This window comes from Streptomyces sp. NPDC000151 (assembly GCF_040301705.1).
Taxonomy (GTDB): Bacteria; Actinomycetota; Actinomycetes; order Streptomycetales; family Streptomycetaceae; genus Streptomyces.
In genome coordinates, this window is the sequence record NZ_JBEPFC010000113.1 from 1 (window position 1) to 25,034 (window position 25,034).

The 25,034-nt window shown below is 71.5% G+C and carries 29 protein-coding genes and 1 pseudogene; 17 read left to right on the forward strand and 13 right to left on the reverse strand.

Features of this window, described 5'->3' with window-relative positions; all coding sequences use genetic code 11:
* On the forward strand, window positions 1–472 hold a 472-nt coding region (locus tag ABT381_RS25970), incomplete at its 5' end, for a TSUP family transporter (RefSeq protein WP_351598869.1).
* A 96-nt stretch (window positions 473–568) separates the two neighbouring features.
* On the forward strand, window positions 569–1,138 hold the full coding sequence (locus ABT381_RS25975) for a rhodanese-like domain-containing protein (RefSeq protein WP_467754176.1): 570 nt from the start codon (window positions 569–571) through the stop codon (window positions 1,136–1,138).
* A gap of 9 nt (window positions 1,139–1,147) precedes the next feature.
* Here ABT381_RS25975 and ABT381_RS25980 read toward each other — a convergent pair whose 3' ends face one another.
* The 6 genes from ABT381_RS25980 to ABT381_RS26005 form a co-directional block, all read right to left on the reverse strand.
* On the reverse strand, window positions 1,148–2,431 hold the full coding sequence (locus ABT381_RS25980; protein ID WP_351598873.1) for a DUF6986 family protein: 1,284 nt from the start codon (window positions 2,429–2,431) through the stop codon (window positions 1,148–1,150).
* A 223-nt stretch (window positions 2,432–2,654) separates the two neighbouring features.
* Window positions 2,655–3,617: an electron transfer flavoprotein subunit alpha/FixB family protein gene (locus tag ABT381_RS25985; RefSeq protein WP_351598875.1), complete on the reverse strand. Its 963-nt coding sequence runs from the start codon at window positions 3,615–3,617 to the stop codon at window positions 2,655–2,657.
* Window positions 3,618–3,693: 76 nt separating this feature from the next.
* Window positions 3,694–4,479 (reverse strand): electron transfer flavoprotein subunit beta/FixA family protein, encoded by a 786-nt coding sequence (locus ABT381_RS25990; protein WP_351598877.1) that lies wholly within the window; start codon window positions 4,477–4,479, stop codon window positions 3,694–3,696.
* A gap of 211 nt (window positions 4,480–4,690) precedes the next feature.
* Window positions 4,691–5,203 carry a flavin reductase family protein gene (locus ABT381_RS25995; protein WP_351598879.1) on the reverse strand — a complete coding sequence of 171 codons (513 nt, stop codon included), beginning with the start codon at window positions 5,201–5,203 and terminating at the stop codon, window positions 4,691–4,693.
* A 56-nt stretch (window positions 5,204–5,259) separates the two neighbouring features.
* Complete coding sequence (locus ABT381_RS26000) at window positions 5,260–5,340, reverse strand: putative leader peptide (protein WP_351598915.1); 81 nt, start codon at window positions 5,338–5,340, stop codon at window positions 5,260–5,262.
* Between the two features lie 117 nt (window positions 5,341–5,457).
* On the reverse strand, window positions 5,458–5,832 hold the full coding sequence (locus ABT381_RS26005) for a thioredoxin family protein (protein WP_467753945.1): 375 nt from the start codon (window positions 5,830–5,832) through the stop codon (window positions 5,458–5,460).
* 280 nt (window positions 5,833–6,112) lie between these two features.
* On the opposite strand from ABT381_RS26005, the gene ABT381_RS26010 reads away from it, so the two are divergent.
* Window positions 6,113–6,826 (forward strand): lysophospholipid acyltransferase family protein, encoded by a 714-nt coding sequence (locus ABT381_RS26010; protein ID WP_351598883.1) that lies wholly within the window; start codon window positions 6,113–6,115, stop codon window positions 6,824–6,826.
* Between the two features lie 65 nt (window positions 6,827–6,891).
* Here ABT381_RS26010 and ABT381_RS26015 read toward each other — a convergent pair whose 3' ends face one another.
* The 4 genes from ABT381_RS26015 to ABT381_RS26030 form a co-directional block, all read right to left on the reverse strand.
* Complete coding sequence (locus tag ABT381_RS26015; RefSeq protein WP_351598885.1) at window positions 6,892–7,587, reverse strand: B3/B4 domain-containing protein; 696 nt, start codon at window positions 7,585–7,587, stop codon at window positions 6,892–6,894.
* A 92-nt stretch (window positions 7,588–7,679) separates the two neighbouring features.
* A complete protein-coding gene (locus ABT381_RS26020; protein WP_351598887.1) occupies window positions 7,680–8,753 on the reverse strand; it encodes a threonine aldolase family protein in 1,074 nt (357 codons plus the stop codon).
* The gene (locus tag ABT381_RS26025; protein WP_351598917.1) at window positions 8,750–9,511 is read right to left on the reverse strand and encodes an SDR family NAD(P)-dependent oxidoreductase; all 762 of its coding nucleotides are present in this window, start codon (window positions 9,509–9,511) and stop codon (window positions 8,750–8,752) included. Before ABT381_RS26025 ends, ABT381_RS26020 begins: the two co-directional genes overlap by 4 nt.
* Window positions 9,512–9,543: 32 nt before the next feature.
* A complete protein-coding gene (locus tag ABT381_RS26030) occupies window positions 9,544–10,941 on the reverse strand; it encodes a DUF6421 family protein (protein ID WP_351598889.1) in 1,398 nt (465 codons plus the stop codon).
* Window positions 10,942–11,310: 369 nt separating this feature from the next.
* On the opposite strand from ABT381_RS26030, the gene ABT381_RS26035 reads away from it, so the two are divergent.
* The 3 genes from ABT381_RS26035 to ABT381_RS26045 all read left to right on the forward strand — a co-directional run bounded on the left by ABT381_RS26035 (window position 11,311) and on the right by ABT381_RS26045 (window position 12,841).
* On the forward strand, window positions 11,311–11,865 hold the full coding sequence (locus ABT381_RS26035; RefSeq protein ID WP_467754173.1) for a PadR family transcriptional regulator: 555 nt from the start codon (window positions 11,311–11,313) through the stop codon (window positions 11,863–11,865).
* 77 nt (window positions 11,866–11,942) lie between these two features.
* Window positions 11,943–12,068 (forward strand): hypothetical protein, encoded by a 126-nt coding sequence (locus tag ABT381_RS26040; RefSeq protein ID WP_351598893.1) that lies wholly within the window; start codon window positions 11,943–11,945, stop codon window positions 12,066–12,068.
* 89 nt (window positions 12,069–12,157) lie between these two features.
* The gene (locus ABT381_RS26045; protein WP_351598895.1) at window positions 12,158–12,841 is read left to right on the forward strand and encodes a glycerophosphodiester phosphodiesterase; all 684 of its coding nucleotides are present in this window, start codon (window positions 12,158–12,160) and stop codon (window positions 12,839–12,841) included.
* 36 nt (window positions 12,842–12,877) lie between these two features.
* Here the strand turns inward: ABT381_RS26045 and ABT381_RS26050 are convergent, their stop codons facing one another.
* Window positions 12,878–13,420: a GNAT family N-acetyltransferase gene (locus ABT381_RS26050; protein ID WP_351598897.1), complete on the reverse strand. Its 543-nt coding sequence runs from the start codon at window positions 13,418–13,420 to the stop codon at window positions 12,878–12,880.
* 110 nt (window positions 13,421–13,530) lie between these two features.
* On the opposite strand from ABT381_RS26050, the gene ABT381_RS26055 reads away from it, so the two are divergent.
* The 8 genes from ABT381_RS26055 (at window position 13,531) to ABT381_RS26090 (ending at window position 21,723) form a co-directional block, all read left to right on the forward strand.
* Window positions 13,531–13,923, forward strand: coding sequence for a VOC family protein (locus ABT381_RS26055; RefSeq protein WP_031059322.1), 393 nt, complete (start codon window positions 13,531–13,533; stop codon window positions 13,921–13,923).
* A 202-nt stretch (window positions 13,924–14,125) separates the two neighbouring features.
* Complete coding sequence (locus ABT381_RS26060; RefSeq protein WP_351598900.1) at window positions 14,126–14,683, forward strand: DUF5134 domain-containing protein; 558 nt, start codon at window positions 14,126–14,128, stop codon at window positions 14,681–14,683.
* Between the two features lie 98 nt (window positions 14,684–14,781).
* Window positions 14,782–15,717, forward strand: a complete 936-nt coding sequence (locus tag ABT381_RS26065) for a M56 family metallopeptidase (RefSeq protein ID WP_351598902.1) — start codon at window positions 14,782–14,784, stop codon at window positions 15,715–15,717.
* A 113-nt stretch (window positions 15,718–15,830) separates the two neighbouring features.
* Complete coding sequence (locus tag ABT381_RS26070) at window positions 15,831–16,556, forward strand: phosphatase PAP2 family protein (protein WP_467753940.1); 726 nt, start codon at window positions 15,831–15,833, stop codon at window positions 16,554–16,556.
* Window positions 16,557–16,638: 82 nt separating this feature from the next.
* On the forward strand, window positions 16,639–17,334 hold the full coding sequence (locus ABT381_RS26075) for an HAD family hydrolase (RefSeq protein ID WP_351598921.1): 696 nt from the start codon (window positions 16,639–16,641) through the stop codon (window positions 17,332–17,334).
* A gap of 704 nt (window positions 17,335–18,038) precedes the next feature.
* Window positions 18,039–19,049, forward strand: coding sequence for a chitinase (locus ABT381_RS26080; RefSeq protein ID WP_351598904.1), 1,011 nt, complete (start codon window positions 18,039–18,041; stop codon window positions 19,047–19,049).
* A gap of 161 nt (window positions 19,050–19,210) precedes the next feature.
* The gene (locus ABT381_RS26085; RefSeq protein ID WP_351598905.1) at window positions 19,211–19,426 is read left to right on the forward strand and encodes a hypothetical protein; all 216 of its coding nucleotides are present in this window, start codon (window positions 19,211–19,213) and stop codon (window positions 19,424–19,426) included.
* Window positions 19,423–21,723 (forward strand): bifunctional polysaccharide deacetylase/glycosyltransferase family 2 protein, encoded by a 2,301-nt coding sequence (locus tag ABT381_RS26090; RefSeq protein ID WP_467753936.1) that lies wholly within the window; start codon window positions 19,423–19,425, stop codon window positions 21,721–21,723. Before ABT381_RS26085 ends, ABT381_RS26090 begins: the two co-directional genes overlap by 4 nt.
* A gap of 123 nt (window positions 21,724–21,846) precedes the next feature.
* Here ABT381_RS26090 and ABT381_RS26095 read toward each other — a convergent pair whose 3' ends face one another.
* Together ABT381_RS26095 and ABT381_RS26100 are read right to left on the reverse strand one after the other, a co-directional pair.
* A complete protein-coding gene (locus ABT381_RS26095) occupies window positions 21,847–22,062 on the reverse strand; it encodes a hypothetical protein (RefSeq protein WP_351598907.1) in 216 nt (71 codons plus the stop codon).
* Window positions 22,063–22,196: 134 nt separating this feature from the next.
* Window positions 22,197–22,721: a hypothetical protein gene (locus ABT381_RS26100; RefSeq protein WP_351598909.1), complete on the reverse strand. Its 525-nt coding sequence runs from the start codon at window positions 22,719–22,721 to the stop codon at window positions 22,197–22,199.
* A 301-nt stretch (window positions 22,722–23,022) separates the two neighbouring features.
* On the opposite strand from ABT381_RS26100, the gene ABT381_RS26105 reads away from it, so the two are divergent.
* From ABT381_RS26105 to ABT381_RS26115, 3 genes and pseudogenes are all read left to right on the forward strand, one after another.
* Window positions 23,023–23,883 carry an MEDS and STAS domain-containing protein gene (locus ABT381_RS26105; RefSeq protein WP_351598911.1) on the forward strand — a complete coding sequence of 287 codons (861 nt, stop codon included), beginning with the start codon at window positions 23,023–23,025 and terminating at the stop codon, window positions 23,881–23,883.
* 217 nt (window positions 23,884–24,100) lie between these two features.
* Window positions 24,101–24,721: a sigma-70 family RNA polymerase sigma factor gene (locus ABT381_RS26110; RefSeq protein ID WP_351598913.1), complete on the forward strand. Its 621-nt coding sequence runs from the start codon at window positions 24,101–24,103 to the stop codon at window positions 24,719–24,721.
* Window positions 24,706–25,034, forward strand: a pseudogene (locus tag ABT381_RS26115) (hypothetical protein); the annotation flags it as partial. The gene ABT381_RS26110 and the pseudogene ABT381_RS26115, both read left to right, overlap by 16 nt.

The following is a 25,034-nucleotide window of genomic DNA, read 5'->3' on the forward strand; positions in this document are numbered from 1 at the left end:
GCCGCAGCAGGTGCTGACCCTCGCCTTCGCGGGCGTCGCGGCGCTGGCGGCCACTCGGATGCTGCGCGGCGCCCGGCCGGACGCCGCCTGCCGGGAGGCGCCCGCGCTACGGCCGGCCATGGCGGCGGGCAGCGGCGCCGGACTGGGCGCGCTCACCGGGCTGCTGGGGGTCGGCGGCGGCTTTCTCGCCGTACCCGCGCTCGTGACCGTGCTGGCCTTCGAGATGCGGGCCGCCGTCGGCACCAGCCTGCTGGTCATCTCGGCCAACTCGCTCGCCTCCCTGGCCACGCGCGGCGCGACCATGGGCGGGCTGGACTGGGCCGTCATCGCGCCGTTCACGGCCACCGCGGTCCTGGGCGCGTGGGACGGCAAACGGCTGGCCGCGAAGGCGTCGGGCCCGCTGCTGCAGCGTACGTTCGCAGGAGTACTGCTGGCCGTGGCCGCGTTGATGGTCGTGGACGCGGTGACGTGACCCGGAGGCCCTGCCCCATGCCCCACACCTCATGCCCAGTACACGAGTCACCCAAGAGCTACGCGACACACGAAAGGCAATGATCCCGTGACCACCATTTCCACCACCCCCACCGCGCTCACCGCCGACCAGGCGCACGCCCGGCTCGGCGAGCTGACCGTCATCGACGTACGGACGCCCGGCGAGTACGGCTCAGGCCATCTGCCCGGCGCGTACAACATCCCCCTGGACCGTCTCGGCGAGGCCGTGCCCGCGCTCCGCAACGCGGCGGCGCGGGACGACCTGCTCATGGTGTGCGCCTCGGGCAACCGGTCGGCACAGGCCTGCGCCGCCCTCGCCGAGCAGGGCGTGCCTGCCGCCACCCTGACCGGCGGCACCAACGGCTGGGTGCAGCACGGCTTCGACGTAGCGCGCCCGGAGGGCGGGCACGCCGTCTGGGCGATGGAGCGTCAGGTGCGGCTCGCCGCCGGGTCGCTGGTGCTGACCGGGCTGCTCGCCGGGCGCCGGTGGCCCGCCGCCCGCCTGCTGTCGGCCGGTATCGCCGGCGGGCTGGTCTTCTCGGCCGTCACCGACACCTGCGGCATGGCCCGGGTGCTGAGCAAGCTGCCCCACAACCGGGCCGGTGCCACGGACCTGTCCGCCACGCTGGCCGCCCTGAAGGGCTGACCGCCCGGATCAGCCCGCCTGCGTCGGCCGGCCCGCGAGCCCGTCCAGGTCCGCGCGGGTGAGGCCGGTGAGCCGGGCGACCTCGGCGATGTCGACGGCGCCGCAGTCCAGGCCGCGCAGCAGGTAGCCGCTGAGCGCCTTGGCCGTCGCGGGCTCGTCCATCACGGCGCCGCCGGCCTTGGCGACGTACGCGGCGAGGCGCGCGGCGGCCTTTTCGAGGCCCTCGCGGTAGAAGGCGTACACGGCCGCGTACCGGGTCGGCAGGTGCGCCGGGTGCATGTCCCAGCCCTGGTAGTACGCGCGGGCCAGCGAGCGGCGGACCAGGCCGTGGTGGAGCCGCCAGGCGTCGTGCACCTGGGCGGTGGCGCCGACCGGGAGGACGTTCGTGGAGCCGTCGGACAGCCGGACCCCCGTACCGGCTGCCGCGACCTGCATGACCGCCTTGGCGTGGTCGGCCACCGGGTGGTCCAGGGACTGGTGCGCCGCGCTGACCCCGCAGGAGGCGCTGTAGTCGAAGGTGCCGTAGTGCAGCGAGGTGGCGCGCCCCTCGGCCGCCTCGATCATGCGGGCGACGGTGGCGCGGCCGTCGGCGCCGAGGATCGACTGGGTCGTCTCGATCTGGATCTCGAAGCCGATCCGGCCCGCGGCCAGGCCGTGCTCCTTCTCGAACGCCTCCAGCAGCCGGACCATGGCCGTGACCTGCTCGGCGTAGGTGACCTTGGGGAGGGTGAGGACGAGGCCGTCGGGGAGCCCGCCGGCCCGCATGAGGCCGGTGAGGAAGATGTCCAGGGTGCGGATGCCGCGGTCGCGGACGGCGGCCTCCATGCACTTCATGCGGATGCCCATGTACGGGGCTGCCGTGCCGTCCTGGTACGCGGCGGCGATCGTGGCGGCGGCGCGGGCCGCCGCGTCGTCCTCCTCGGCGTCCGGGCGGGCGCCGTAGCCGTCCTCGAAGTCGACGCGCAGGTCCTCGATGGGCTCGCGCTCCAGCTTGGCCCGTACGCGGTCGTAGACGGGCCCGGCGAGCTCCTCGGAGATGCCGAGTACGGAGGCGAGGGCCGCGGCGTCCGGGGCGTGCTCGTCCAGGGCGGTGCGCGCCGCCTCGCCCCAGGAGCGGATGGTGTCGGCGGCGAAGACGTCACCGGGGACGTAGACGGTGTGGACGGGCTGGCGGGTGCCGGGGTCACCTGGGTAACGCCGCGCGAGGTCCGCGTCGACCTCGGCCAGAGAGGCCCCGATCTCCTCGCGTACGGCGCTCGCAAGGCTCGTGGCCACGGTCTCCTGCTGCGGCATTCGACACCCTCCCGATATGGGGACGTTTCCATCCCAAGGTTCGCTTAAGAGTTAGGCAAGTTTCGCTTCATGGAAGCTAAACTCCGCATGGCGAAGCTATCCGTGCCGTCTGTCCAGGTCAACACCCATCTTGCCGCCGCGCACAGTTCACGCCTTTCCGGCAAACGCCGGGCCCCGTACGCGGCGTGCGCGTACGGGGCCCGGCGAGGTGGCGCGGGACGGGTCAGCCCTTGCGGGTCTTGACCTCGTCGGTCAGCGCGGGGACGACGTCGAAGAGGTCGCCGACGACGCCGTAGTCGACCAGGTCGAAGATCGGGGCCTCGGAGTCCTTGTTGATGGCCACGATGGTCTTCGAGGTCTGCATACCGGCGCGGTGCTGGATCGCGCCGGAGATGCCCGCGGCGATGTACAGCTGCGGCGAGACCGACTTGCCGGTCTGGCCGACCTGGTTGGTGTGCGGGTACCAGCCGGCGTCCACCGCGGCACGCGAGGCGCCGACGGCCGCGCCGAGGGAGTCGGCGAGCGCCTCGATGACCGGGAAGTTCTCGGCACCGTTGACACCGCGGCCACCGGAGACCACGATCGCGGCCTCGGTCAGGTCGGGGCGGCCGGTCGACTCGCGCGGGGTGCGGGAGACGACCTTGGTGCCCTTGGAGGAGTCGGCCACGGTCACCGCGAGCGCCTCGACCGTACCGGCGGCCGGCGCGGCCTCCGGAGCGGCGGAGTTGGGCTTGACGGTGATGACCGGAGTGCCCTTGGAGACACGGGACTTGGTGGTGAACGAGGCCGCGAACACGGACTGCGTGGCCACCGGGCCCTCGTCGCCGGCCTCCAGGTCGACGGCGTCGGTGATGATGCCGGAGCCGATGCGCACCGCGAGGCGGGCGGCGATCTCCTTGCCCTCGGCGGAGGAGGGCAGCAGCACGGCGGCCGGGGAGACGGCCTCGTAGGCGGCCTGCAGCGCGTCCACCTTGGGGGCGACGAGGTACTCGCCGAACTCCGGGGCGTCCGCGGTCAGGACCTTGACCGCGCCGTGCTCGGCGAGCGCGGCGGCGGTGTCGGCCGCGCCGTTGCCGAGGGAGACGGCGACCGGGTCGCCGATGCGGCGGGCGAGGGTGAGCAGTTCGAGGGTCGGCTTGCGGACGGCACCGTCCACGTGGTCGACGAAGACAAGGACTTCAGCCATGGGATTGCACTCCTGCGGGAAAAGATGCGGCGGTTGAGGGGCGACCGAGCCGGGGCGAACCCCGGCCGCAGGGGCCTTAGATGAACTTCTGGCCCGCCAGGAACTCGGCGAGCTGCTTCGCGCCCTCGCCCTCGTCCTTGACGATCGTGCCGGCCGTACGGGCCGGACGCTCGGTGGCGTCCTCGACCTTGGTCCAGGCGCCCTCCAGACCGACCTCTTCCGCGTCGATGTCCAGGTCGTCCAGCTCCAGGGACTCCACCGGCTTCTTCTTGGCGGCCATGATGCCCTTGAAGGAGGGGTAACGCGCCTCACCGGACTGGTCGGTGACCGACACGACCGCCGGCAGCGAAGCCTCCAGCTGCTCGGTGGCGGTGTCGCCGTCACGACGGCCCTTCACCACGCCGCCCTCGACGGAGACCTCGGAGAGCTGGGTGACCTGCGGGACGCCCAGCCGCTCGGCCAGCATCGCGGGCAGCACGCCCATGGTGCCGTCGGTGGAGGCCATGCCGCAGACGACCAGGTCGTACCCGGTCTTCTCGATGGCCTTGGCCAGCACGAGGGAGGTGCCCAGCGCGTCGGTGCCGTGCAGGTCGTCGTCCTCGACGTGCACACCCTTGTCGGCGCCCATCGACAGCGCCTTGCGGATCGCGTCGTTGGCGTCCTCGGGGCCGACGGTGAGGACCGTGATCTCCGCCTCGCCGGCCGCTTCCTTGATCTGGAGAGCCTGCTCGACGGCGTACTCATCCAGCTCCGAGAGCAGACCGTCCACATCGTCGCGGTCGACGGTCAGGTCCTCGGCGAAGTGCCGGTCGCCGGTGGCGTCGGGCACGTACTTCACACAGACAACGATCCTCAGGCTCACGCCGGCTCTCCTACCTGCTTCGTCGCTTCACAACTGCCTTGTGCTGGCAGCATAGGCGCCTGTTGGGGCGGCTCCCGGTCGGGTGCGCGTCCCCGCGCCGACCGAAATATTACTCGCCAGTACACCTGTGCATTTCCCCGATATCAAGCTCGTCGAACTGTGACCTTGCCAACGGCCCCGACCTGGCGTGTCGGGGCCGCCGGACGGGGTGTCAGTCACGTAGGGCGGTGAAGCTTCCCTGGTGGTACAGCAACGGCCGGCCCGGCCCCGTCGGGTCCCCGACGACGGCCTCGGCCAGCACGATCCGGTGGTCCCCCGCGGGCACCCGCGCCACGACCCGGCCGACCAGCCAGGCGAGTACGCCGTCGAGGACCGGCACACCCTGGGGGCCGGTGTGCCACGAGGTGGGAGCGGCGAAGCGGTCGGCGCCGCTGCGCGCGAAGGTGGCGGCCAGCTCGTGCTGGTCCTCGCCGAGTATGTGCACGCCGACGTACTCCGCCTCCGCGAGGACGGGCCAGCTGGAGCTGCCCACGCCCACCCCGAAGGAGATCAGGGGCGGTTCGGCGGCGACGGAGGTGAGGGAGGTGGCGGTGAAGCCGACCGGCTGGGCGTGCGGGCCCTGCGCGGTGATCACGGCGACTCCCGCCGCGTGCCGCCGGAAGACCGAGCGCAGCAGTTCGGGAGAGGCCAGCTGGGGTGCCGCGAGATCGGACGAGACGGTCATGAACGTGTCCTTCTGCTGTGGTGTACGAACCGGAGCGGTGGTGCTGTCGTCGCTGCTCACACGCCCGGACAGCGCGCGCTCGCGGTGCGCAGGAGGTCCACGTGGACACGTCCGTACAGAAGGGGATCAGGCCGCATGACGTCAGACTGACGATGCGTGCGTGATGCAGTCAAGTGCTCACGGGCAGGTGCGACCACAATCACGCAGCGTGCACGAGTCACGCGCGGGGATTCATACGAGTCACGCGCAAGGATTCAGGTGCCGACCGCGGCACCCAGGGCCGCGATGACATCCGCCTTGCGGGGCTGCCCCGAGGCGCGGCGCACGACCGTGCCGGCCGCGTCCAGGACGAGGACGGTCGGGGTGCGCACGATGCGCAGCTCCCGTACGAGGTCGAGATGGGCCTCGGCGTCGATCTCGGTATGGGCGACGCCCGGCACCATGGCGGCGACCTCCTCCAGGGTGCGGCGGGTGGCCCGGCACGGCTGACAGAAGGCGCTGGAGAACTGCACGAGCGTGGCCGGCTCCCCCAGTCCGGCGCCGATCCGCTCCGCGGTCAGCCGCTCCGTGCCCTGCTGTCCTGCCGCCTGCCCTGCCACCTTCGGCCTTCCGTCGCTGCGCCGTCGCACGTGTACGCGTACGTGCCTCCGGTGTCAGCGTAGGCGCGCCGACGATGATTCCCGGCCGGTGTACCGTCTGCGGCGAGGGCCCGGTTGGCCGGCGGTCACCGGGGTACGCGGGAGGGACCCACCGAACACCGACGTGACGAGGATCTCCCGGCCCGAAGCGGCCCGGCGGTAGCTCCTGGGCCCTTCTTCGGGCACGATCTCCCGAAAGCCGCAAAGCTACGGCCGCGTAACTTCCCGCCGGGAGAGCCCCTCCCCAGGCACAGAAGGGGACCCCCCGACAATGGCAGAGCTCGTTTATCCGCCCGTCATCGGCTTCGCCCGCACGGCGTTCAAGGCGCTGGACCTGAAGTTCGACATCGCCGGGACGGAGAACATCCCGCGGCACGGCGGCGCGGTGCTGGTGAGCAACCACATCGGGTACCTGGACTTCATCTTCTGCGGTCTGGCCGCGCTGCCCGCCAAGCGGCTGGTGCGCTTCATGGCGAAGGACTCGGTCTTCCGGCACAAGGTGTCCGGGCCGCTGATGCGCGCGATGAAGCACATCCCCGTGGACCGCTCGCAGGGCGTGCACGCCTACCGCCACGCGCTGAGCGCGCTGCGCGGGGGCGAGATCATCGGCGTCTTCCCCGAGGCCACCATCTCCGAGTCCTTCACGCTGAAGAACTTCAAGTCCGGCGCGGCCCGGCTGGCACAGGAGGCCGGCGTACCGCTGCTGCCGATGGCGCTGTGGGGCACACAGCGGCTGTGGACCAAGGGCCACAAGCGCGACCTGGGGCGGAACCACTTCCCGATCACCATCCGGGTCGGCGAGCCGATCGAGGCGCCCGCCGAGGAGCAGGCCGAGAAGATCACCGACCGGCTGCGCCTGCGGGTGCAGGACCTGCTGGAGGCGGCCCAGCGCGCCTACCCCGTACGCCCCAAGGGTCCGGACGACACCTGGTGGGTACCGGCCCACCTGGGCGGCACGGCACCGGCACCGAGGACGGCGGGCTGACCCCGGAGGGCGCGGCTCAGCGCTCCCCGTAGCGCGTATGCCCGCAGCCCCCGTGGGCGCCCGGCTCAGCGGCGGATCTCGCCCATTTCGATGCGCGCGCCCGGGGAGAACTTCTCCAGCGTCTCGGCCAGCTCCGCGCCCGCCTCTTCCAGCGCGTCCAGGGTCATCGGCGCCATCCGCTCCAGCAGGAACAGCGCGCTGGTGGAGTCCTCGGTGAGGCGGGTGCGGACGCCCTGGCGCCAGTTCCAGCGGCGGCAGGTGACACCGATGCCGTCCTGCCAGACGACCTCGCCGGGCTCGGGGTGCTCGATGACCTCTTCCCCGCCGGCCGCCGTCTCGAAGGGCTCGTCCCCGGTGGCGCGGACGAGACGCATACCGCCCTCGATGCGGCCCAGGTCCTCGCCGCCGACCGGGACGACGTGCGCGACGCTGACCGCGTTGTAGACGTCGACGAGGCGGTTGACGCGGGGCAGGCCGCCGTCGGCGAGGGCGCGCCGGGCCAGCGCCTCGGCGGAGTTGCGGGTGCGCGAGGGCTTGGCACCAAAGGCGGTGTACGCGGCGCGCCAGGCGGCGATATGGGGCTCGTCCTGCGGGGGCGTGCCGCCCAGCCGCGCGGCGAGCCGGGCCGCCGCCTCGTCCAGCAGTGCCGAACTGGCGTCGTCGCTGGGCCCGTTGACCAGGTCGTGGGCCTCGACGACGAGGTGGGCGAAGCCGGGCGCCAGCGCCCGGACGTCATCGGAGACGGTGACGGAGATGCTCATGGCAGGCATTCCAGCACGCGCGAGCGCGGTTCAGCAAGCTGCACTATGAAGTACAGCCCACTGAACCGCGCGTCGCGTACCGTGCGCTGGGCTTACGGCCTGCCCATCTCCTCGCGGAGCGCTTCCACGAAGCCGTCCACGTCCTCCACGGTGGTGTCGAACGAGCACATCCACCGGACGTCGCCGGCCGCCTCGTCCCAGAAGTAGAAGCGGTACCGCTTCATCAGCCGCTCGCTCACGTCGTGCGGCAGCCGCGCGAAGACGGCGTTGGCCTGCACCGGGTAGAGGATCTCCACGCCCTCGACCGCGCGCACCCCGGCGGCCAGCCGCTGCGCCATCGTGTTGGCGTGCCGGGCGTTGCGCAGCCACAGATCCTTGGCCAGCAGCGCTTCCAGCTGTACGGACACGAAGCGCATCTTCGAGGCCAGCTGCATCGACAGCTTCCGCAGATGCTTCATGGCGCGTACGGCGTCGGGGTTGATGACGACCACGGCCTCGCCGAAGATCGCCCCGTTCTTCGTGCCGCCCAGCGACAGGATGTCCACGCCCACGGCGTTGGTGAACGTCCGCATGGGAACGTCCAGCGACGCCGAGGCGTTGGCTATCCGGGAGCCGTCGAGATGTACGACCATGCCGCGCTCGTGGGCGTGCTCGCAGATGGCCCGGATCTCTTCGGGGGTGTAGACCGTGCCGAGTTCGGTGTTCTGCGTGATCGAGACGGCCTGCGGCATGGCCCGGTGCTCGTCGTCCCAGCCGTACGCCTCGCGGTCGATGAGCTCGGGGGTGAGCTTGCCGTCCGGGGTGGGGACGGTCAGCAGCTTCAGGCCGCCGACCCGCTCCGGCGCGCCGCACTCGTCGACGTTGATGTGCGCGGACTCGGCGCAGATCACCGCGCCCCAGCGGTCGGTCACGGCCTGGAGGGCGACGACGTTGGCGCCGGTGCCGTTGAAGACGGGGAACGCCTCGGCGGTCTGCCCGAAGTGGCTGCGGATGACGCGCTGGAGATTCTCGGTGTACTCGTCCCCGCCGTAGGCGATCTGGTGACCGCCGTTGGCGAGGGCGAGCGCTTCGAGGATCTCGGGGTGCGTGCCGGCGTAGTTGTCGCTGGCGAAGCCGCGTACCGAGGGGTCGTGGTGGCGCCGCGCGTCGGTCTTGCCGGCACTCACGGCTTGGGGGTCAGCCACAGACGCTGTCCATTCACTTCGTGGGCGGGCCGGTTCCAGACGCCGACGACGGCTTCTGCCAGCTCCGTCACGTCCGTGAAGCCCGCGAATTTCGCGTTCGGTCGCTCGGCGCGCATCTGATCGTTGACGAGCGCCTTGACCACCAGGATGGCAGCCGCCGCGTGCGGGCCGCCGTCGCCCCCGGCCTTGCGGAAGGCGTCGCCCAGCGCGAGGGTCCAGGCTTCGGCGGCGGCCTTCGAGGCGGCATAGGCGGCGTTGCCGGCGGTGGGCTTGCTCGCGCCTGCCGCGCTGATGAGCAGGTAGCGGCCGTTGCCGCTGCGCTTCAGCGGACCCTCGAAGGCGAGCGAGGTGTGCTGGACGGTACGGATCAGCAGCTTCTCCAGCAGGTCCCAGTCGGCGAGGTCGGTCTCGGCGAAGGACGCGGAGCCGCGCCAGCCGCCCACGAGGTGCACCAGGCCGTCGACCCTGCCGAACTCCTTCTCGGTCCGGTCCGCCCAGTCCCGCGTGGCGTCCAGATCCAGGAGGTCGACGGTGTCGCCGGTGACGGTCGCGCCGCCGTGTGCGTACCGCGCGGCGTCCACCGCCTCGGCCAGCCGCGCGGCGTCCGCGTCCGAGGCGACGACCGTGGCGCCCGCCTCGGCCAGCCGCATCAGCGCGGCGCGCCCCGCCGGCCCGCCCGCGCCGGCCACCGCGACGACCGCGCCCTCCAGTACGCCCTGGTTACCGGTCGTAGTAGTCATCTCGGCCTCCCGCTGCTGCTTCTCGTCCGCGCTCACGCCGCCGCCCCTGCCTCGTCGCCGGCCGTGATGCCCTTCGTGGAGGCGATGACATCACGGAGCTTCTTGCGCAGGGCCTCATAGAACATGCTCAACGGGAATTCGTCCGGAAGCACCTCGTCGACGAGTTTGCGCGGCGGGAGGCTCAGGTCCAGGGCGTCGGGGCCCTTGGCCCAGACCGAGCCGGGGTGCGGCGCGAGGTAGGTGGAGACCAGGTCGTACGCGGCGAACCAGTGGACCAGCTTGGGCCGGTCGATGCCGTCGCGGTAGAGCTTCTCGATCTCGCCGCACAGCTGCTGGGTGACCAGCGGGGCCCGCTGCCAGTCGATGTGCAGGGTGTTGTCCGTCCAGCGCACGACGTCGTGCTTGTGGAGGTACGCGAAGAGCAGCTGGCCGCCCAGGCCGTCGTAGTTCTTCACGCGGTCGCCGGTGACCGGGAAGCGGAACATCCGGTCGAAGATCACGGCATACTGGACGTCCCTGGCCTGCGGAAGCCCCTCCGCCTCCAGCTTCACGGCCTCCTTGAAGGCGGTGAGGTCGCAGCGCAGCTCCTCCAGTCCGTACATCCAGAACGGCTGCCGCTGCTTGATCATGAACGGGTCGAAGGGCAGGTCACCGTGGCTGTGCGTGCGGTCGTGCACCATGTCCCACAGGACGAACGCCTGCTGGCAGCGGTCCTGGTCGGCGAGCATCGCGCGCACGTCGTCCGGGAGGTCGATGCCGAGGACGTCCACGGCGGCCTCGCTGACCCGGCGGAAGCGCGCGGCCTCGCGGTCGCAGAAGATGCCGCCCCAGCTGAAGCGCTCGGGCGCCTCGCGCACGGCGATGGTCTCGGGGAAGAGCACCGCGGAGTTGGTGTCGTAGCCCGCGGTGAAGTCTTCGAAGGTGATGCCGCAGAACAGCGGGTTGTCGTAACGGGTGCGCTCCAGCTCGGCGAGCCACTCGGGCCAGACCATGCGCAGCACGACCGCTTCGAAGTTGCGGTCGGGGTTGCCGTTCTGCGTGTACATCGGGAAGAGGACCAGGTGCTGCAGACCGTCCGCGCGGTCCCGGGCCGGCTGGAAGGCGAGCAGCGAGTCCAGGAAGTCCGGCACGGCGAAGCCGCCGTCGGCCCAGCGGCGCAGGTCGGCGACGACCGCGCGGTGGTACGCGGCGTCGTGCGGCAGCAGCGGGGAGAGCGCCTCGACCGCGGATATCACGCGGTCCACCGTGCGCCGGACCGTGGCGGCGTCGGGCGCGCCCTCGGCGTCGAGGTCGATGGAGCCGTCCGCGGACTGCCAGGGCCTGATGGCCTCGACGGCGTCCTTCAGTACGGGCCAGGCCGCGTGCTCGACCACGCGCTCCGCGCTCGTCGTGCCCACCTGGACACTCACAGGCGAAAGAATTTCCGTCATGACTGCCCTCCGGCAGGAGATCGTTCGGTGGGTCCACCGTAACCGGGACGCTCCCGTCCCTCAAGGGGGATCAACGGAAATCATCCTGTCCAGCTCCACCATGGAAGATGTTTTTCCTGTGGACGTAGCGGGAATCGGCGTTTTCTGCCGTACCGGCCATGCGAGTGACATACGCACGGTGACCGACCGAAACCGGTCACCAGTCGGCGTTCGTACGATCACCGAACGATCAGGAACGTCCCGGATCGCGAGATGTTCGGGCTCCGCGACCGCGCTCCCCCACCGCGCCCCGAAGATGGCCGGGCAAGCACGCCGTACCGCCGCCAGGGGGCCATCACGTACCCGCGACTCCCCGTCACCGCCTGGGCCGTGCTCGGGCTGCTCTCCTTCCGTGACGGCCGCACCGGCTACGACCTCAAGAAGTGGGCCGACGCCTCACTCCGCTTCTTCTACTGGTCACCGGCCATCAGCCAGATCTACGCCGAGCTGCGCCGCCTGGAGGAGCTGGGGCTGGTCACCTCGCGGCGCTCGGGCCCGGACGAGCCCCGGGCCAAGCGCCGCTACACGATCACCGAGGACGGCCGCGACGCGCTGGCCGCCTGGGCGGACGGCGCACAGGACTGCGGCCCGCCGGTCCTCAAGCACCCGCTCCTCCTCCGCGTCTGGCTGGGCCACCTCGCCGTACCGGGCACGCTGCGCGCCCTCGTGGAGCGGCACCGCGAGCGCACCCGGGCCGGGCTGCGGGAGGTACGGGAGGCGCTGGCCGACGCGGGCCCCGAGCCGGAGTGGGACTTCCCGCGCGTCGCGCTGGGCTGGAGCGAGCGGCAGCACCTGGCGGAGCTGGAGCTGACCGAGGCGATGCTCGCCGACCTGGAGCGGCTGGGCGGCCGTCAGCACGCGCGGGACGCGCCCACGCACGGGTGAGGGGATTCGCGTGCCCGCGCCCCGCCCCGGTAGGACAGCTGTCCCCGTACCGCCCGACGCAGAGGGAGCCGCTTCGCGTGAGTACCCGTGCCGTACTGGTCGCCGCCGTCATCACCGGCCTCGTCCTCGGGGTCGCGAGCGCCCGCGCGGGCCACGCCGCGACGACATCCGGCGTTCCCTTCGCCGTCAGCGTGGCCCGTTAGGCTGGCCGCCGTTTCCGGCAGCCGTGCCACAGCCGGTGGCCGGTGCCGCACCGCCAGCCACAGCCGACAGCCACAGAAGCGAGGCAGCCTTGTCCTTCCTGACCATCGGACACCGCGGGGTCATGGGCGTCGAGCCGGAGAACACCCTGCGCTCCTTCCGCCGCGCCGAACACGAAGGGCTCGACCTCATCGAGCTGGACCTGCACCTCAGCAAGGACGGTGCGCTCGTCGTCATGCACGACGCGGATGTGGACCGCACGACCGACGGACACGGGCCGATCGCCGACCACACCCTCGCCGCGCTGCGCGAGATGGACGCGGGCAAGGGCGAGCGCATCCCGGTCTTCGAAGAGGTCGTCGAGGCGGTGCGGGCGCCACTGCAGGCCGAGATCAAGGACGTGGCGGCGGCCCGCGCGCTGGCCGACGTGCTGCGCGAGCGCGACCTCGTCGACCGGGTCGACGTGATCTCCTTCCACGACGAGGCGCTGGCGGCCGTCCGCACGCTGCTGCCGGGCGTCCGCACGGGCCTGGTGGCGAGCCGGTACGGCACGGACGTGGTGGACCGGGCACGCACGGTGGGCGCGGAGTACCTCTCGCTGAACATCCGCCGGCTCACCCTGGAGCTGGTCGAACGCGCGCACGCGGCCGACCTGCGGATGCTGGCCTGGACCGTGAACACCCACGACCAGCTGCGGATCGCCCGCGGGATGGGCCTGGACGGCGTGGTCACCGACTTCCCGGAGATCCGCCGGGCGACCCGCTTCACGGCGTAGCCGCCGCGCCGCGTCCCGTGCCGAGCGGCCCCGGTTTCAGGCCAGCTTCTTGACCAGCAGCTCGAATTCCAGGTCGTCGCGCTGCGGGATGCCGAAGCGCTCGTCGCCGTACGGGAACGGGGTCATCCGGCCGGTGCGCGCGTAGCCGCGGCGCTCGTACCAGGCGATCAGCTCGGCGCGCTGCCGGATGACCGTCATGTGCATCTCGCGGGCGCCCCACTCGGCGCGCACGGTGCGCTCGGCCTCGGCGATGATCACCTTGCCCAGGCCGCCGCCCTGGAGCGCGGGGCGCACCGCGAACATGCCGAAGTAGGCGTGCTCACCGCGGTGTTCGAGCTGGCAGCAGGCGACCGGCTCGCCGTCCCGCTCGGCCACCACGAGCCGGCTGCCCTCGGCGGCGACCACCGCGGCGACGCCCTCGGGGTCCGTGCGCTGCCCGGCCAGCAGGTCCGCCTCCGTGGTCCAGCCCGCGCGGCTGGCGTCCCCCCGGTACGCCGACTCGATGAGGTCGACGAGCGCGGGGACGTCGGACGCGGTGGCGGCGCGGAAGGTCAGCTCGGGTGCGGGCGTGGTGGCCATGGCGGGCGGGGGTCCTCTCGGGCGGGCGGACGGCGGTGTCGAGGCTAACAAGGGCACGGGTCCGCACGTCGCCGTGTTCCGGAAGCCGGGCACCCCTTAGGGTCCGTGGCATGGTGCAGGTACTGAGCAGCAGAGTGCTGGTGCGGCCGGCCGACCCCGAGCGGTCGCGGGAGTTCTACGGAAAGGCGCTGGGCCTCCCGGTGTACCGGGAGTTCGGCACGGGGCCCGAGCGCGGCGTCGTGTACTTCCTGGGCGGCGGCTTCCTGGAGGTCTCGGGCCGCTCCGAGCAGCCGCCCACGGCGACGCTCCAGCTGTGGCTCCAGGTCGCGGACGCGGCGGCGGCGCACGAGGAACTGGCGGCGCACGGTGTGGAGATCCTGCGGCCGCCGGTCAAGGAGCCGTGGGGGCTGATCGAGATGTGGATCGCCGATCCGGACGGCCACCGGATCGTCCTCACGGAGGTCCCGGCGGACCATCCGCTGCGGTACCGGCCGGGGATCTGAGCGGCCCCCGCACGGGAAGCACGCGGGAATCGCGCGGGAATCGCACACGCGCTCCGTCGTGCGCCTGTGCGCTCCCGTGAAGCGGGTTCGGGGCGGGCATCCTGCGAGCGGAAGAGATCGTTCGCGTCGGGACACGGGAATCCCGGCGCGGCGGTCCGCACGTGCTCCAGGGGCCGCAGGCGCCCCAGGGGGGAGGTATGCCGTGCACGGACCGACGATGACCGGCTGGCTGCTGGTTGCGCTGTGCGCAGCGGCGAGCGGGTACTGCCTCGTGCGCTCACGCGCGGGGACCGAGCGGGATCCGGCCCGGCGCGGGCAGGCACGCGGCGAAGGGCTGATGGCGCTGGGCATGGCGGCGATGGCGCTGCCGGCCGCCGTCGTGCCGGTGCCCGGCTGGTCGGCGTGGGTCTTCGCGGCCGCCTTCGGGGCGACGGGTCTGTGGGCCCTCGCCGCCCGCCATCCGCATCACGCGGTGGGGTCGCTGGCCATGGTGTACATGGCGCTGGTGATGACGACGGTGCGGGCCGGTGCCGGACACGCGGGCCATGCGGGACACGACGGTGCGGGCGGGATTCCGGTACTGACGGGCCTGCTGCTCGCGTACTTCGCGGTGCACGCCGTCGCGTCCGGCATACGCCTGATACCGGCCCCCGCCGTGGCCCCCGCCGGTGGCCTGCCCGCCGTGCCGCGGCCCGAGTTGCTGAGCGCCTGCCGCACGGCCATGAGCGTCGGCATGTTCACGATGCTGCTGACGGTCTGAGCGTTCGGAAGCGCCGTACACCTCCCCCGCCGGTGGCGTGCGTCACTTCCGTGGCGAGACCGTACCTACGAGTAGCCTCCCGCCATAAGGTGACGGCCATGATGGTCCCCTTCGCGCTGATCCTCCTCGGCGCGCTGGCGGCGGCAATGGCGCCGCGCCTGATGGCCCGCGCGAGCTGGCCCGACCGCGAGCCGGTGCTCGCCCTGTGGGTCTGGCAGTGCGTGGTCGCCGGTGTGCTGCTGTGCTGTGTGCTGGCCATGTCCCTGAGCGCCGCGGCCGCCTGGGAGGCGGTGCGGGGCAACGTCTTCGCGCTCGCCCCGCACGACGTCATCGAGGCCTACGCGCTCGGCGCCTACGGCTCCTGGGCGGCGCCGTTGGCCGTGCTCCTCGCCTGCGGCGGCGCGTGGACCGCCGTCGTACTGACGCGGGAGGTACGGGCCTCGCGGGCGCGCCGCAAGCGGCGCCGGGCCGACGTGGCGCTGCGCTCCCCGCTGCTGCCCGGCGAGGAGCGGACCGACGACCCGCTCGTGGTGCTGGAGGGCGACCGCGCCGAGGCGTGGTGGCTGCCCGGCCTGTCGCCCCAGCTGGTCGTCACCACGGCCGCGTTGCGCCGGCTGAAAGGGGATCAGCTCGACGCGGTGATCGCGCACGAGAAGGGCCACGCCCTGGCGCGCCACCATCTGCTGCTGAACTGCGCGACGGCGCTGGCCGTGGGATTCCCGCAGGTGCCGGTCTTCGCGGCGTTCCAGGACCAGGTGCACCGGCTCGTCGAGCTGTGCGCCGACGACATGGCCTCGCGCCGCTTCGGACGGCTGACGACCGCCCTGGCGCTGGTCGAACTGAACGAGGACCGCGGGGTCTTCGGCCCCTGCCCGGCGCAGTGCGCGCAGGTTCCGGCACGGGTCGACCGGCTGCTCGCCCCGGCCGCCCGCCTCACGCCGCGCCGCCGGCTCGGCATGACCGCCGTGGCCGCCCTGGCACCGGTCGTCCCCCTCCTGATCACCTTCGTACCGGGGCTGAGCGCACTCACCTGACGGCGGTGCGGTGCGGCGCGCGGCACCGGCGCGCTCCCGCCATCGGTCCGGCGCGCGGCACGGGCGCGGCTGTGAGGTGGCCGGGGCCCCGGTGGTTCGGCCAGGATCGGGGCATGGGTACTCCGTCGTCCTCCGGCACCGGCAGCGCACCCGGGACGGCCACGCCGCCTGGGCCAACGGCGGGCGCGCGGGCGCTGTGCACGGCGGGGTGGCTCGCCGCCGCTGCCGTGGCGCTCGGCGTCCTCGTGGCCGTCCGCTGGGCACCGCTGATGCATACGGACCGGACCATTGCCGGGGACCTGCACCAGGTCGCGCGCGCCTCGCCGGACTGGACCGAGGCGAACCGCGTCCTCACCGACTGGGTGTGGGACCCGTGGACGATGCGCGCGGTGCTGGTGGTGTTCGTGGGGTGGCTGGTGTGGCGCGGAGTACGCGTCCTCGCCGCCTGGGTGGCGGCCACGTCCGTCGCCGGCACGCTGCTCCAGCAGGGCCTCAAGGCCCTGGTGGACCGGCCGCGCCCGGTCTGGTCGGACCCGGTCGACTCCGCGCACTACGCCTCGTTCCCCTCGGGACACGCGATGACCGCCATGGTCGCGAGCGGGCTGGCGCTGTGGGTACTGGCCGAGCGCGGCGCGCCCGTGGTGTGGCGCCGGGTTGCGGCCGCACTGGCCGTGGTGTCCGTGCTCGGCGTCGGCTGCACCCGCCTGTACCTCGGCGTGCACTGGCTCTCCGACGTACTGGCCGGTTGGCTGCTGGGCGCGGCACTGGTGGCCGCCGCTGCCGGCCTCTACACCCGCCTCGCCTCGGCCGCGGCGACCCCGCCTCCCGACGCCGAATGAGCACACCGACCCCACCCCGCCACGCTCGCCCCTCCCCCGTATGCCCTTGGCCCGGACCGCCGTACAGGACAGGATGGTGACCATGGCGTACAAGGGCGTGCTCTTCGACTTCTCCGGGACGCTGCTGCGGATCGAGCCGGTCGCCACCTGGCTGCGCGCGGCGCTCGACGCGACCGGGACCACCATGACCGAGGACGAATTCGACCGCGCGGTACGGGAGTTGGACCGCGCCGGCGCGCTGCCCGGCGGCTCCTCGCCCGAGCGACTGCCCGCCGGCCTGGAGGAGCTGTGGCGGACCCGGGACCGCACGGCCGAGCACCACCGCGAGCTCTACACCACCCTCGCCCGCCAAGTCCCCCTGCCCACCGAGGAGTTGTACGACGCCCTGTACATCCGCCACAAGTCGCCGGCCGCCTGGGCGCCGTACCCGGACGCCGCCGAGGTACTGGGCGCACTGCGCGACCGCGGCGTGGCGACCGGCGTGGTCAGCAACATCGGCTGGGACCTGCGCCCGGTACTGCGCGCGCACGGCCTGGACCCGCTGATCAGCACGTACGTCCTGTCCTTCGAGCACGGCATCCAGAAGCCGGACCCGCGCATCTTCGAACTGGCCTGCCGGGAGCTGGGGCTGCCCCCGCAGGACGTCCTGATGGTCGGCGACGACCGGCGCGCGGACGGCGGCGCGCAAGCACTCGGCTGCGGCTACCTCCCCGTCGACCACCTCCCGGCCGACGCCCGCCCGAACGGCCTGAGCCCGGTCCTCCCCCTGGTCGACTGACGGAAGCCGCACGGCTCCCGTGACGGGTTCTCGTCGGGCTCGTGCAGCTCGCTGACGAAGCCGCGGTCCGGACACTCCAGGACGGCGAGCTTCAAGCCGTAGCACGCCGTCCCGCCGGCAGGTCTCGCTCTACGACAGCGGCACCGCGCTGACCAGCTGCTTTGCGCCAGCGGACGGGGCTCGACGGAGCAGAACGAGAAAGATGCGAGGCACGCGCTTGAGGCCCCAATAAAGGGTGTATAACGGTAGAAAGCGGTCGAGTCCGCATGGGCCAGTCGTAGGGAGAGGCTGATCGTGACCTCTGTCCAGAACAGCCGGGCGCCAAAGCCCGCGCCGCACCCGCTGCGGCGCGCAACCGACTGGCCGGCTGCGGGCCCCGGGCGCCGTTCGGGCTGCATGCTGCGCGACCCCGGCTCTCACCCCGGGCGGCGGGCATCCGACCGCCTGACCACTACCGCACCCGTGCCTCGCGCCACCGTGCGCAGGATCGCCACCCCACGGAGCAGGCGGACCCGCTCGGCGTCATCGCGCGCCACGGCCGGACGTCAAAAAGCGGACTCCGAAGGCGGCCCAGGCGGCGACACCCCCCGGCCCTCTCGGGCCACCTCTTCGGCATGCCCTGCCAGGCCCCAGCACCCGGGCCCTGGCAGGGCATGCCGTGTATCCGGGCGAGGCGACTCCTGATGCGCCGCGGGCTCGCAGGCGTGGCCACAGGACTGGCGCTGGCGCTGAGTGTCGCGGCGCTGGCCGCCTGGTTGATCCCGACCTACCTGGGCAACGGGCGAGACGGCCGTGCCGCCTCCGCACAGCCCTCCTTCGCGCCGTACGCCCTCATCGCCATCGACTCCACGTCGGATGCGCTCCGTGCCGCGACGGAGATCGGGGTCAAGCAGTTCAATCTCGGCTTCGTGGTCGCCGACGGTGGCCGCTGCGGGCCGGAGTGGGGCGGCGGTAAAAAGCTGCGGTCCGCCGCCGTTGCCCAGCGGATCGATGACCTGCGCGCCGGCGGCGGAGACGCCCGGGTCTCCTTCGGCGGCCAGCTGGGCACGGAACTGGCCCGCGCCTGCCCGTCGGTGGCCGCGCTGGAGAAGGCGTACGCGAAGGTGGTCGACGCCTATGGGCTGACCAAGGTCGACTTCGACCTGGAGGGGGCCGCGGCGGCGGACACGGGGGTCAATGCGCGGCGCGCCCAGGCCGTCGCCCGGCTGCAGAAGACCCACCCGGATCTCGACGTATCCATCACGCTCGCGGTGGAACCGCAGGGAATGGCCCAGAAGGACGTGAGGCTGCTGACCGATGCGAGAAAGCGCGGCGTTGACATCTCCGCGGTGAACATCCTGGCGATGCACTACGGCGACTCGTACGACGGTGACATGGGGGAATACGCCATCCAGGCCGCCACCGCGTCCCAGCGGCAGATCAAAAAGGCGCTGGCGATCAAGAATGACGCCACGGCGTGGCGGACCCTCGCCGTCACCCCGATGGTCGGCGTCAATGACACAAAGACCGAGGTGTTCACGGTCGGGGACGCCAAGCAGTTGAAGAGATTCGCCGACAGCAAGGGGCTCGCCTGGCTGTCGATGTGGGCGGCCGACCGTGACCAGCAGTGCGCCGAGGGGGCGACGAAGAAACCCCAGCCCACCTGTTCCGGAATCCTCCAGGACGAGCTGGCCTTCACGCGCACGTTCGCGCCCGAACCCGACGCAAACTCATAATTCAAACCCGAATTCCGCCACTGACCCGAATTCCGCCACTGATTTCTGCGATGCGCTGGGGAAATCGGGCTGGTGAGCCAGTGCGCCCTGATAGAAGATCAAAGGCCTTGTTTCCCGTATCACGCCCGGGGGGCTCGGACGAATTGAATGGAATCTCCGTGATGAATCTGCAGCTCAAGCAGGGCGACGAACACCCGGTATTCGTCGCTTCCTCCGGCCGCCGGGCTCACCTCCTCTGGGTCCTCGGAATTGTCATAGCCCTCGCTTGCCTGGCCTATGCCGCGCTGATCGGCATTTCCTTCATGGGTGATTCCGGCCGCGCCCCGGATCCGGTGCCCGCGTCGTCCGCCGCATACCGGAGTGTGAGCGTCCCGTGATCGCACGACACCGTGTTCCAAGAGCGCCGCGCCGTGTCGGCAGCGTCGTACGGCGCATCCTGCCCCGTCCCCGGGTCGTGCTCGCCGTCCTCGGCCTGCTCGCTCTTGCCTGCCTGCTGATGCTCAACGGTCATATGGACGCGCACCTGAAGATCGACCCGAAGGCGAACAAGGCCGGAGCCTGGGACCTGGTGCCCGAGTCGATCCTCCAGGGCGGCCCGGTCATCGACCAGGAGCACGGAAAGCTGGTCAGCCGCTCCATTCCGCAGAAGACGATCGTGCTCTCCTTCGACGATGGTCCGGACCCCTCCTGGACGCCCAAGGTGCTCGAGGTGCTGCGCCGACACCACGTGCGCGCCGATTTCTTCCTGATCGGCCAGAACATCGCCCGCCACCCCTCCGTGGTGCGCACGATGGTGGACCAGGGCCATGAGGTGGGCGTGCACACCTTCAGCCACGTCAACCTCGGATCCAAGAGCCACGCGAGCATCGACCAGGAGCTGTCCACGACGCAGTCAGCGCTGGCCGGGGCCGCGGGCGTCACCACCTCGCTGATCCGCACGCCTTACTCCGCCACTCCCAGAGCCATCGACGACACATCCTTCCCGGTCCTGAAATACCTCTCTTCCAAGGGCTACACCACCGCCTACGTCGACACCGACAGCGATGACTGGAAGAAGCCCGGCATCGAGAACATCGTCCGTAACGCCACCCCGCAGGGCAGCAACAAGGGCGCCCTGGCGCTGTTTCACGACGCGGGCGGCGACCGCTCCGAGTCCGTCAAGGGCGTGGACGCCTACATCACCCATATGAAGGCCAAGGGCTACCGGTTCACCACGATCAGCGCAGCCGTGGGGTCCCCGAGCGCCATGCACAACGCCACGGGGACGACCCTCTGGAAGGGCCGGGCGATGCTGGCCGTGACAGCGGTGGCGACATGGACTGCTCCCTGGCTGGCCTACCTCTTCTACGTCGTCGGAGGCATGGTCGTCCTCCGCTTCGTCATGATGCTGGTCCTGGCCGGCCGGCACTACCGTCAGCGCAACCCCAAGGGCTCCCGGGGGGAGTTCTCCTGGGGGCCGCCCGTCACCGAACCGGTGTCGGTCCTGGTGCCCGCGTACAACGAGAAGGAGTGCATCGCCCATACCGTGCGCTCGCTGATGGCCAGTACCCATCCCATCGAAGTCATCGTGATCGACGACGGGTCCACCGATGGCACCGCGGACATCGTCGAGGCCCTCGGGCTCCCGAATGTCCGCGTCCTGCGACAGCGGAACGCCGGCAAGTCCGCGGCTCTCAACAACGGAATCGCCCACGCTCGCCACGACATCATCGTGATGATGGACGGTGACACGGTCTTCGAACCGTCCACCGTCTCCGAACTTGTCCAGCCCTTCACCAACCCGCGCATCGGCGCGGTCTCAGGCAACGCCAAGGTCGGCAACCGCACATCACTCATCGGCGCCTGGCAGCACATCGAGTACGTAATGAGCTTCAACCTCGACCGCCGGATGTACGACGTCCTGGACTGCATACCGACCATCCCCGGCGCGGTCGGAGCCTTCCGGCGCCGGGCGCTGGAGGAGGCGGGCGGCATGAGCGGGGACACCCTCGCCGAGGACACCGACATCACCATCGCCATGCACCGCGCGGGCTGGCGTGTCGTCTATCAGGAGCACGCCGTCGCCTGGACCGAGGCGCCGAGCAGTTTCCGCCTGTTGTGGCGGCAGCGTTACCGCTGGAGTTACGGCACCATGCAGGCTCTCTGGAAGCACCGCCGCTCGGTCGTCGAGCGCGGGGCCTCGGGCCGCTTCGGCAGGGTCGGCATGCCGCTCCTGGGAATCTTCCACGTCGGTGCCCCACTGCTGTCGCCGGTCATCGACGTCTTCACCCTCTACGGGATGATCTTCCTCTCCCCCTGGAAGTCGCTGGCGGTCTGGTGCCTGTTGCTCCTCTTCCAGCTCCTGTGCGCCGCCTTTGCGTTCCGCCTCGACCGGGAGCGCTACCGCTGCCTGGTGATGCTCCCCCTCCAGCAGGTCGTCTATCGGCAGTTGATGTACATGGTGCTCATCCACTCCTGCATCACGGCGGCCACCGGTGCGCGACTGCGCTGGCAGAAGATCCGCCGCACCGGCGAAGTGGTCGCGCCGTCTCCGAATGCGTCGACCGTCGCGTCCACCGGCGAACGCCAAGCTGCGAGCGCTGCGCCCCCTGGAGCAGTGCCACGCTCTGAGTCGCCGGTGGCCCCACCTGTCCGGTCGGACAGTAAGGCAGATCCCGCGGGGTCTCGCCGGTGAGGGTCAAGGGAGACGATGGACTGCGGACCAGGGCGCTGCGTACCGAGGGACAACCCCCGAAGTCGGCGAGGAAGCGCACTGGCATTCCGCGGATCGCCCCCGCCACCGCGTTTGGTGGCGGAACTACGAATCCGAGCCGGGGGGCGGCGGCTGGGCGGAGTCGTGGGCGCCCCGGTGCCCCAGCAGGCCCCGGCGGCCATGCAGGCGATGACTGTGCAGGCGATGGCCGTGCGGGTGTGCCGCCATCCGCCCGGCCTGCTGGCCGTTCAGGCGGTGGATCAGGAGCGCCCCCAGAACGACCATCGCGAGAATGACGGCGATGGTGATGCCGGTGTCCATGGCGGTCTCACCGCCTCTCTCTGACGGAAACAACCAAGACCACGGGGGCGTCGCATTACGACGCCCAGGTGATTTCAGCGTACTCCTGCTGCGTACTGACTCCACCCGGGGCGAGGGCGCCTCTCACTCCCCCCTCAGGGCCGCTTCACATCCGTATGGATGGCCAGTTTGAATTGGGCGTGGGTGATCGGGGCCGGCACCTTGGTGTCGCCGCTGGCGCGGGCGGAGATTTTCAGGCCGACCGGGGTGCCGGGGTGGACGAAGATCTGCCACATGTAGGTCTTGTACTGGCCGCCGCCGGTCTTCCAGGTGTCCGTCGTGGCCGTGGAGTCGTAGCCGCCGGCACTGCTCAGCGGGTCGCGGACGAAGCGGGCGCGGTATTCGTTGGGGCGGGAGTCGGCGGCCCAGAAGACCATCGCGGAGAGCACGCCCCAGCCTTCGTGGCTGGGCCAGATCAGTCCGGAGCGGGCGTCGGGGAAGGCCGAGGGGGTGCCGCCGCCGTTGGCCGGGTCGTGCATGCGCCACGGGTCGTAGTTCTCGTCCGAGGCGCCGTACGGGAAGCGGACGAGGTGGTAACCGTCGGAGTCGTAGGAGATCTTCTGAGTACGTGCGCCGTGCCGTTTCGCGTCCCACAGCAGGGAACAGATGGTGACGGACACCTGGGCCTCCTTCGGAAAGCCGACGGCGCGCGTTCCGTGCCGCGCGCCGGAGGCGAACGTAAGGCGCGGGAGGGTGGTGGTCAATGCCGCGGGGCGATGGACACGAGACGACGGCTTTCGTTCAGATTCGGCACCGGATCGTTCGGGCGAGGGCTCGGATATTCGATTTTCTTGCGCAGTCGTGCAGTTGGCGAACGACTCGGTGCGGAGCGGACGCGGTCGCTTAAGTTCTGCTGAGGTTGGCGTACGGCACGGTCCGGACGGTGGTGCGGTCGGGAGGCGGCGGACTATGGCCGGGGAGGTGAGTCGGCGTGGCACACTGCCCGTCCAGCGGCTGCGGGCCGGGGACCACGCGTTCTGCCGGTACACGGAGCGGCCGAGGTGGGACCTCGTGGCCGCGTACGCGTGGGCGGGGCTGGCGCGCGGCGAGAAGGTGATCATTTGCCCCGCGCCGCAGACCGACCGCGACACGGTGCAGGAACGGCTGGAGGAACACGGTCCCTCGCTCGACCATGTCTGTGCCCGCGGCCAGTTGGTGTTCGCCAGCATGCGCATGCTGCTCCACCCCGATGACCGCTTCATCCCCGCCCGCCAGCAGCAGCGCATCCAGGAGGAGACCGCCGACGCGCTCGCGAAGCGCTACGCCGGGCTGCGCACCTACATCGACATGTGCTGGATCGCCGACCTCGGCGCGGATGTGGAGGAGGTGATGGCCCGCGAGAAGAACGCGGAGCACCTGTTCGCCGCCCGTTCCTACAGTGAGATCTGCGCGTACGACACGAGCGTCTTCGAGCCCGCGGTGCTCGACGCCATGCACGCGGCCCACCCGCACGACCTGCTCGACGGGCCGGGTGCCCTGCGTGCGCTGCACGCGGCGGGCCTCGTCCGGCTGATCGGCGAGGCCGACATGGCCACCCAGATCGAGTGGATCTCCGCGCTGCGCGAGGCGTTCAAGCGCTCGGCGCACGACGGCCACCTGGTCGTGGACCTCTCCCGGCTGCACTTCCTCAGCGTCGGCTGCGCCTCGGACCTGCTGAACCTCGCCACCGACGCGCAACGCCACGGCCGTATCGAAGTACGCCTGGACCGCGACAAGGCCGTCCTGCTCGTCGGCCTCGGGAGCCGCTACCTCAAGCATGTCGTTCTGGTCGAGGACTCTTGATGTGGCGTCGTGATCGGGATTCGTGAGCGGGGGCTCATGATCGAGGCTTCCTGGAGTTTTTTTGGGCGGGGTTCAACGCCATCGGCCCGTGCCGCGTATCCCCTTCGACGGTGATCACGGACGATCGGCTCTCGGCGTTGGAGGAGGACGGGCGCATGTGTGTGCGGTGGGCGGGATTTCCGGGGCGGGGCCGGTAGTGGGCGGGCTGCTCCGGCGCGTGCGCCGCCGCGGGACGGCCGACGCGACCGGCGCGGAGCCGCCGGCCGGGGACTGGGCCGCACCGGCCGGGCAACCTGTACCGGACGGGCCCGCACCGGCCGGGGAAACGCTGGCCGGGGAGGCGGACGTACGGACCGCCTACCACCGGTACGGCGGCGAGCTGTACGGCTTCGCGCTCAACGCGCTGGGCGACCACCAGCTCGCCGAGGACGTGGTGCAGGAGACCTTCATCCGAGCCTGGCGCGCGGCGGACGGCTTCGACGCGGCCCGCGCGACGCTGCGCACCTGGCTCTTCGCCATCGCCCGCAATGCGGTGGTGGACGCCGTGCGCCGCCGGTCCGTGCGCGACCGCGCCGACCGCCGGGAGCAGCGGGAGCCGGAGCCGGCCCGCACCGACGTCTTCGACCACCTGCTGACCCGCATCGAGCTGGACGAGGCGCTGCTGCGGCTCTCCGACGAGCAGCGGCAGGCCGTCGTGGAGGTCTACTTCCTCGGCCGGACCTGCGCGGCCCTCGCCGCCGAGCTCGGCATCCCGGCGGCCACCATGCGCAGCAGGCTGTACTACGGTGTCCGCGCGCTACGGAGCATCCTGGAGGAGAACGGATGGCTGGCCCCATGAGTGCCCAGTGCCAGGCGGTCCGTTCGCAGGCGACCGAACTCCTGCTGCTGGGAGACCCGCTGCCGGCGGCCCTGACCCGGCATCTGGCGGGGTGCGAGGAGTGCGCGGCCGAGTGCGAAGGCGTGCGCAGGGTGGTGCGGACGTTCGAGCGCGCGGAGGGTGCGCCGTCGCGGCTGCCCGCACCCACGCCACTGCCCACGCCCGCGCCACAGCCCACGCCCGCGCCACTACCCGCGCCCACGCCACTGCCCGCGCCCGCTCCGTCGACCGCTTGCGCGCCGTCGACCGCGCCCCGTTCCCGCACCCGCCCCCG

Coding starts and splice junctions, on each gene's coding strand:
- ABT381_RS25980 (WP_351598873.1), bottom strand. CDS start 2,431: ATGCCGCAGCAGGAGACCGTGGCCACGAGCCTTGCGAGCGCCGTACGC.
- ABT381_RS25985 (WP_351598875.1), bottom strand. CDS start 3,617: ATGGCTGAAGTCCTTGTCTTCGTCGACCACGTGGACGGTGCCGTCCGC.
- ABT381_RS25995 (WP_351598879.1), bottom strand. CDS start 5,203: ATGACCGTCTCGTCCGATCTCGCGGCACCCCAGCTGGCCTCTCCCGAA.
- ABT381_RS26000 (WP_351598915.1), bottom strand. CDS start 5,340: ATGCGGCCTGATCCCCTTCTGTACGGACGTGTCCACGTGGACCTCCTG.
- ABT381_RS26010 (WP_351598883.1), top strand. CDS start 6,113: ATGGCAGAGCTCGTTTATCCGCCCGTCATCGGCTTCGCCCGCACGGCG.
- ABT381_RS26015 (WP_351598885.1), bottom strand. CDS start 7,587: ATGAGCATCTCCGTCACCGTCTCCGATGACGTCCGGGCGCTGGCGCCC.
- ABT381_RS26025 (WP_351598917.1), bottom strand. CDS start 9,511: ATGACTACTACGACCGGTAACCAGGGCGTACTGGAGGGCGCGGTCGTC.
- ABT381_RS26030 (WP_351598889.1), bottom strand. CDS start 10,941: ATGACGGAAATTCTTTCGCCTGTGAGTGTCCAGGTGGGCACGACGAGC.
- ABT381_RS26050 (WP_351598897.1), bottom strand. CDS start 13,420: ATGGCCACCACGCCCGCACCCGAGCTGACCTTCCGCGCCGCCACCGCG.
- ABT381_RS26055 (WP_031059322.1), top strand. CDS start 13,531: ATGGTGCAGGTACTGAGCAGCAGAGTGCTGGTGCGGCCGGCCGACCCC.
- ABT381_RS26065 (WP_351598902.1), top strand. CDS start 14,782: ATGATGGTCCCCTTCGCGCTGATCCTCCTCGGCGCGCTGGCGGCGGCA.
- ABT381_RS26070 (WP_467753940.1), top strand. CDS start 15,831: ATGGGTACTCCGTCGTCCTCCGGCACCGGCAGCGCACCCGGGACGGCC.
- ABT381_RS26075 (WP_351598921.1), top strand. CDS start 16,639: ATGGCGTACAAGGGCGTGCTCTTCGACTTCTCCGGGACGCTGCTGCGG.
- ABT381_RS26085 (WP_351598905.1), top strand. CDS start 19,211: ATGAATCTGCAGCTCAAGCAGGGCGACGAACACCCGGTATTCGTCGCT.
- ABT381_RS26095 (WP_351598907.1), bottom strand. CDS start 22,062: ATGGACACCGGCATCACCATCGCCGTCATTCTCGCGATGGTCGTTCTG.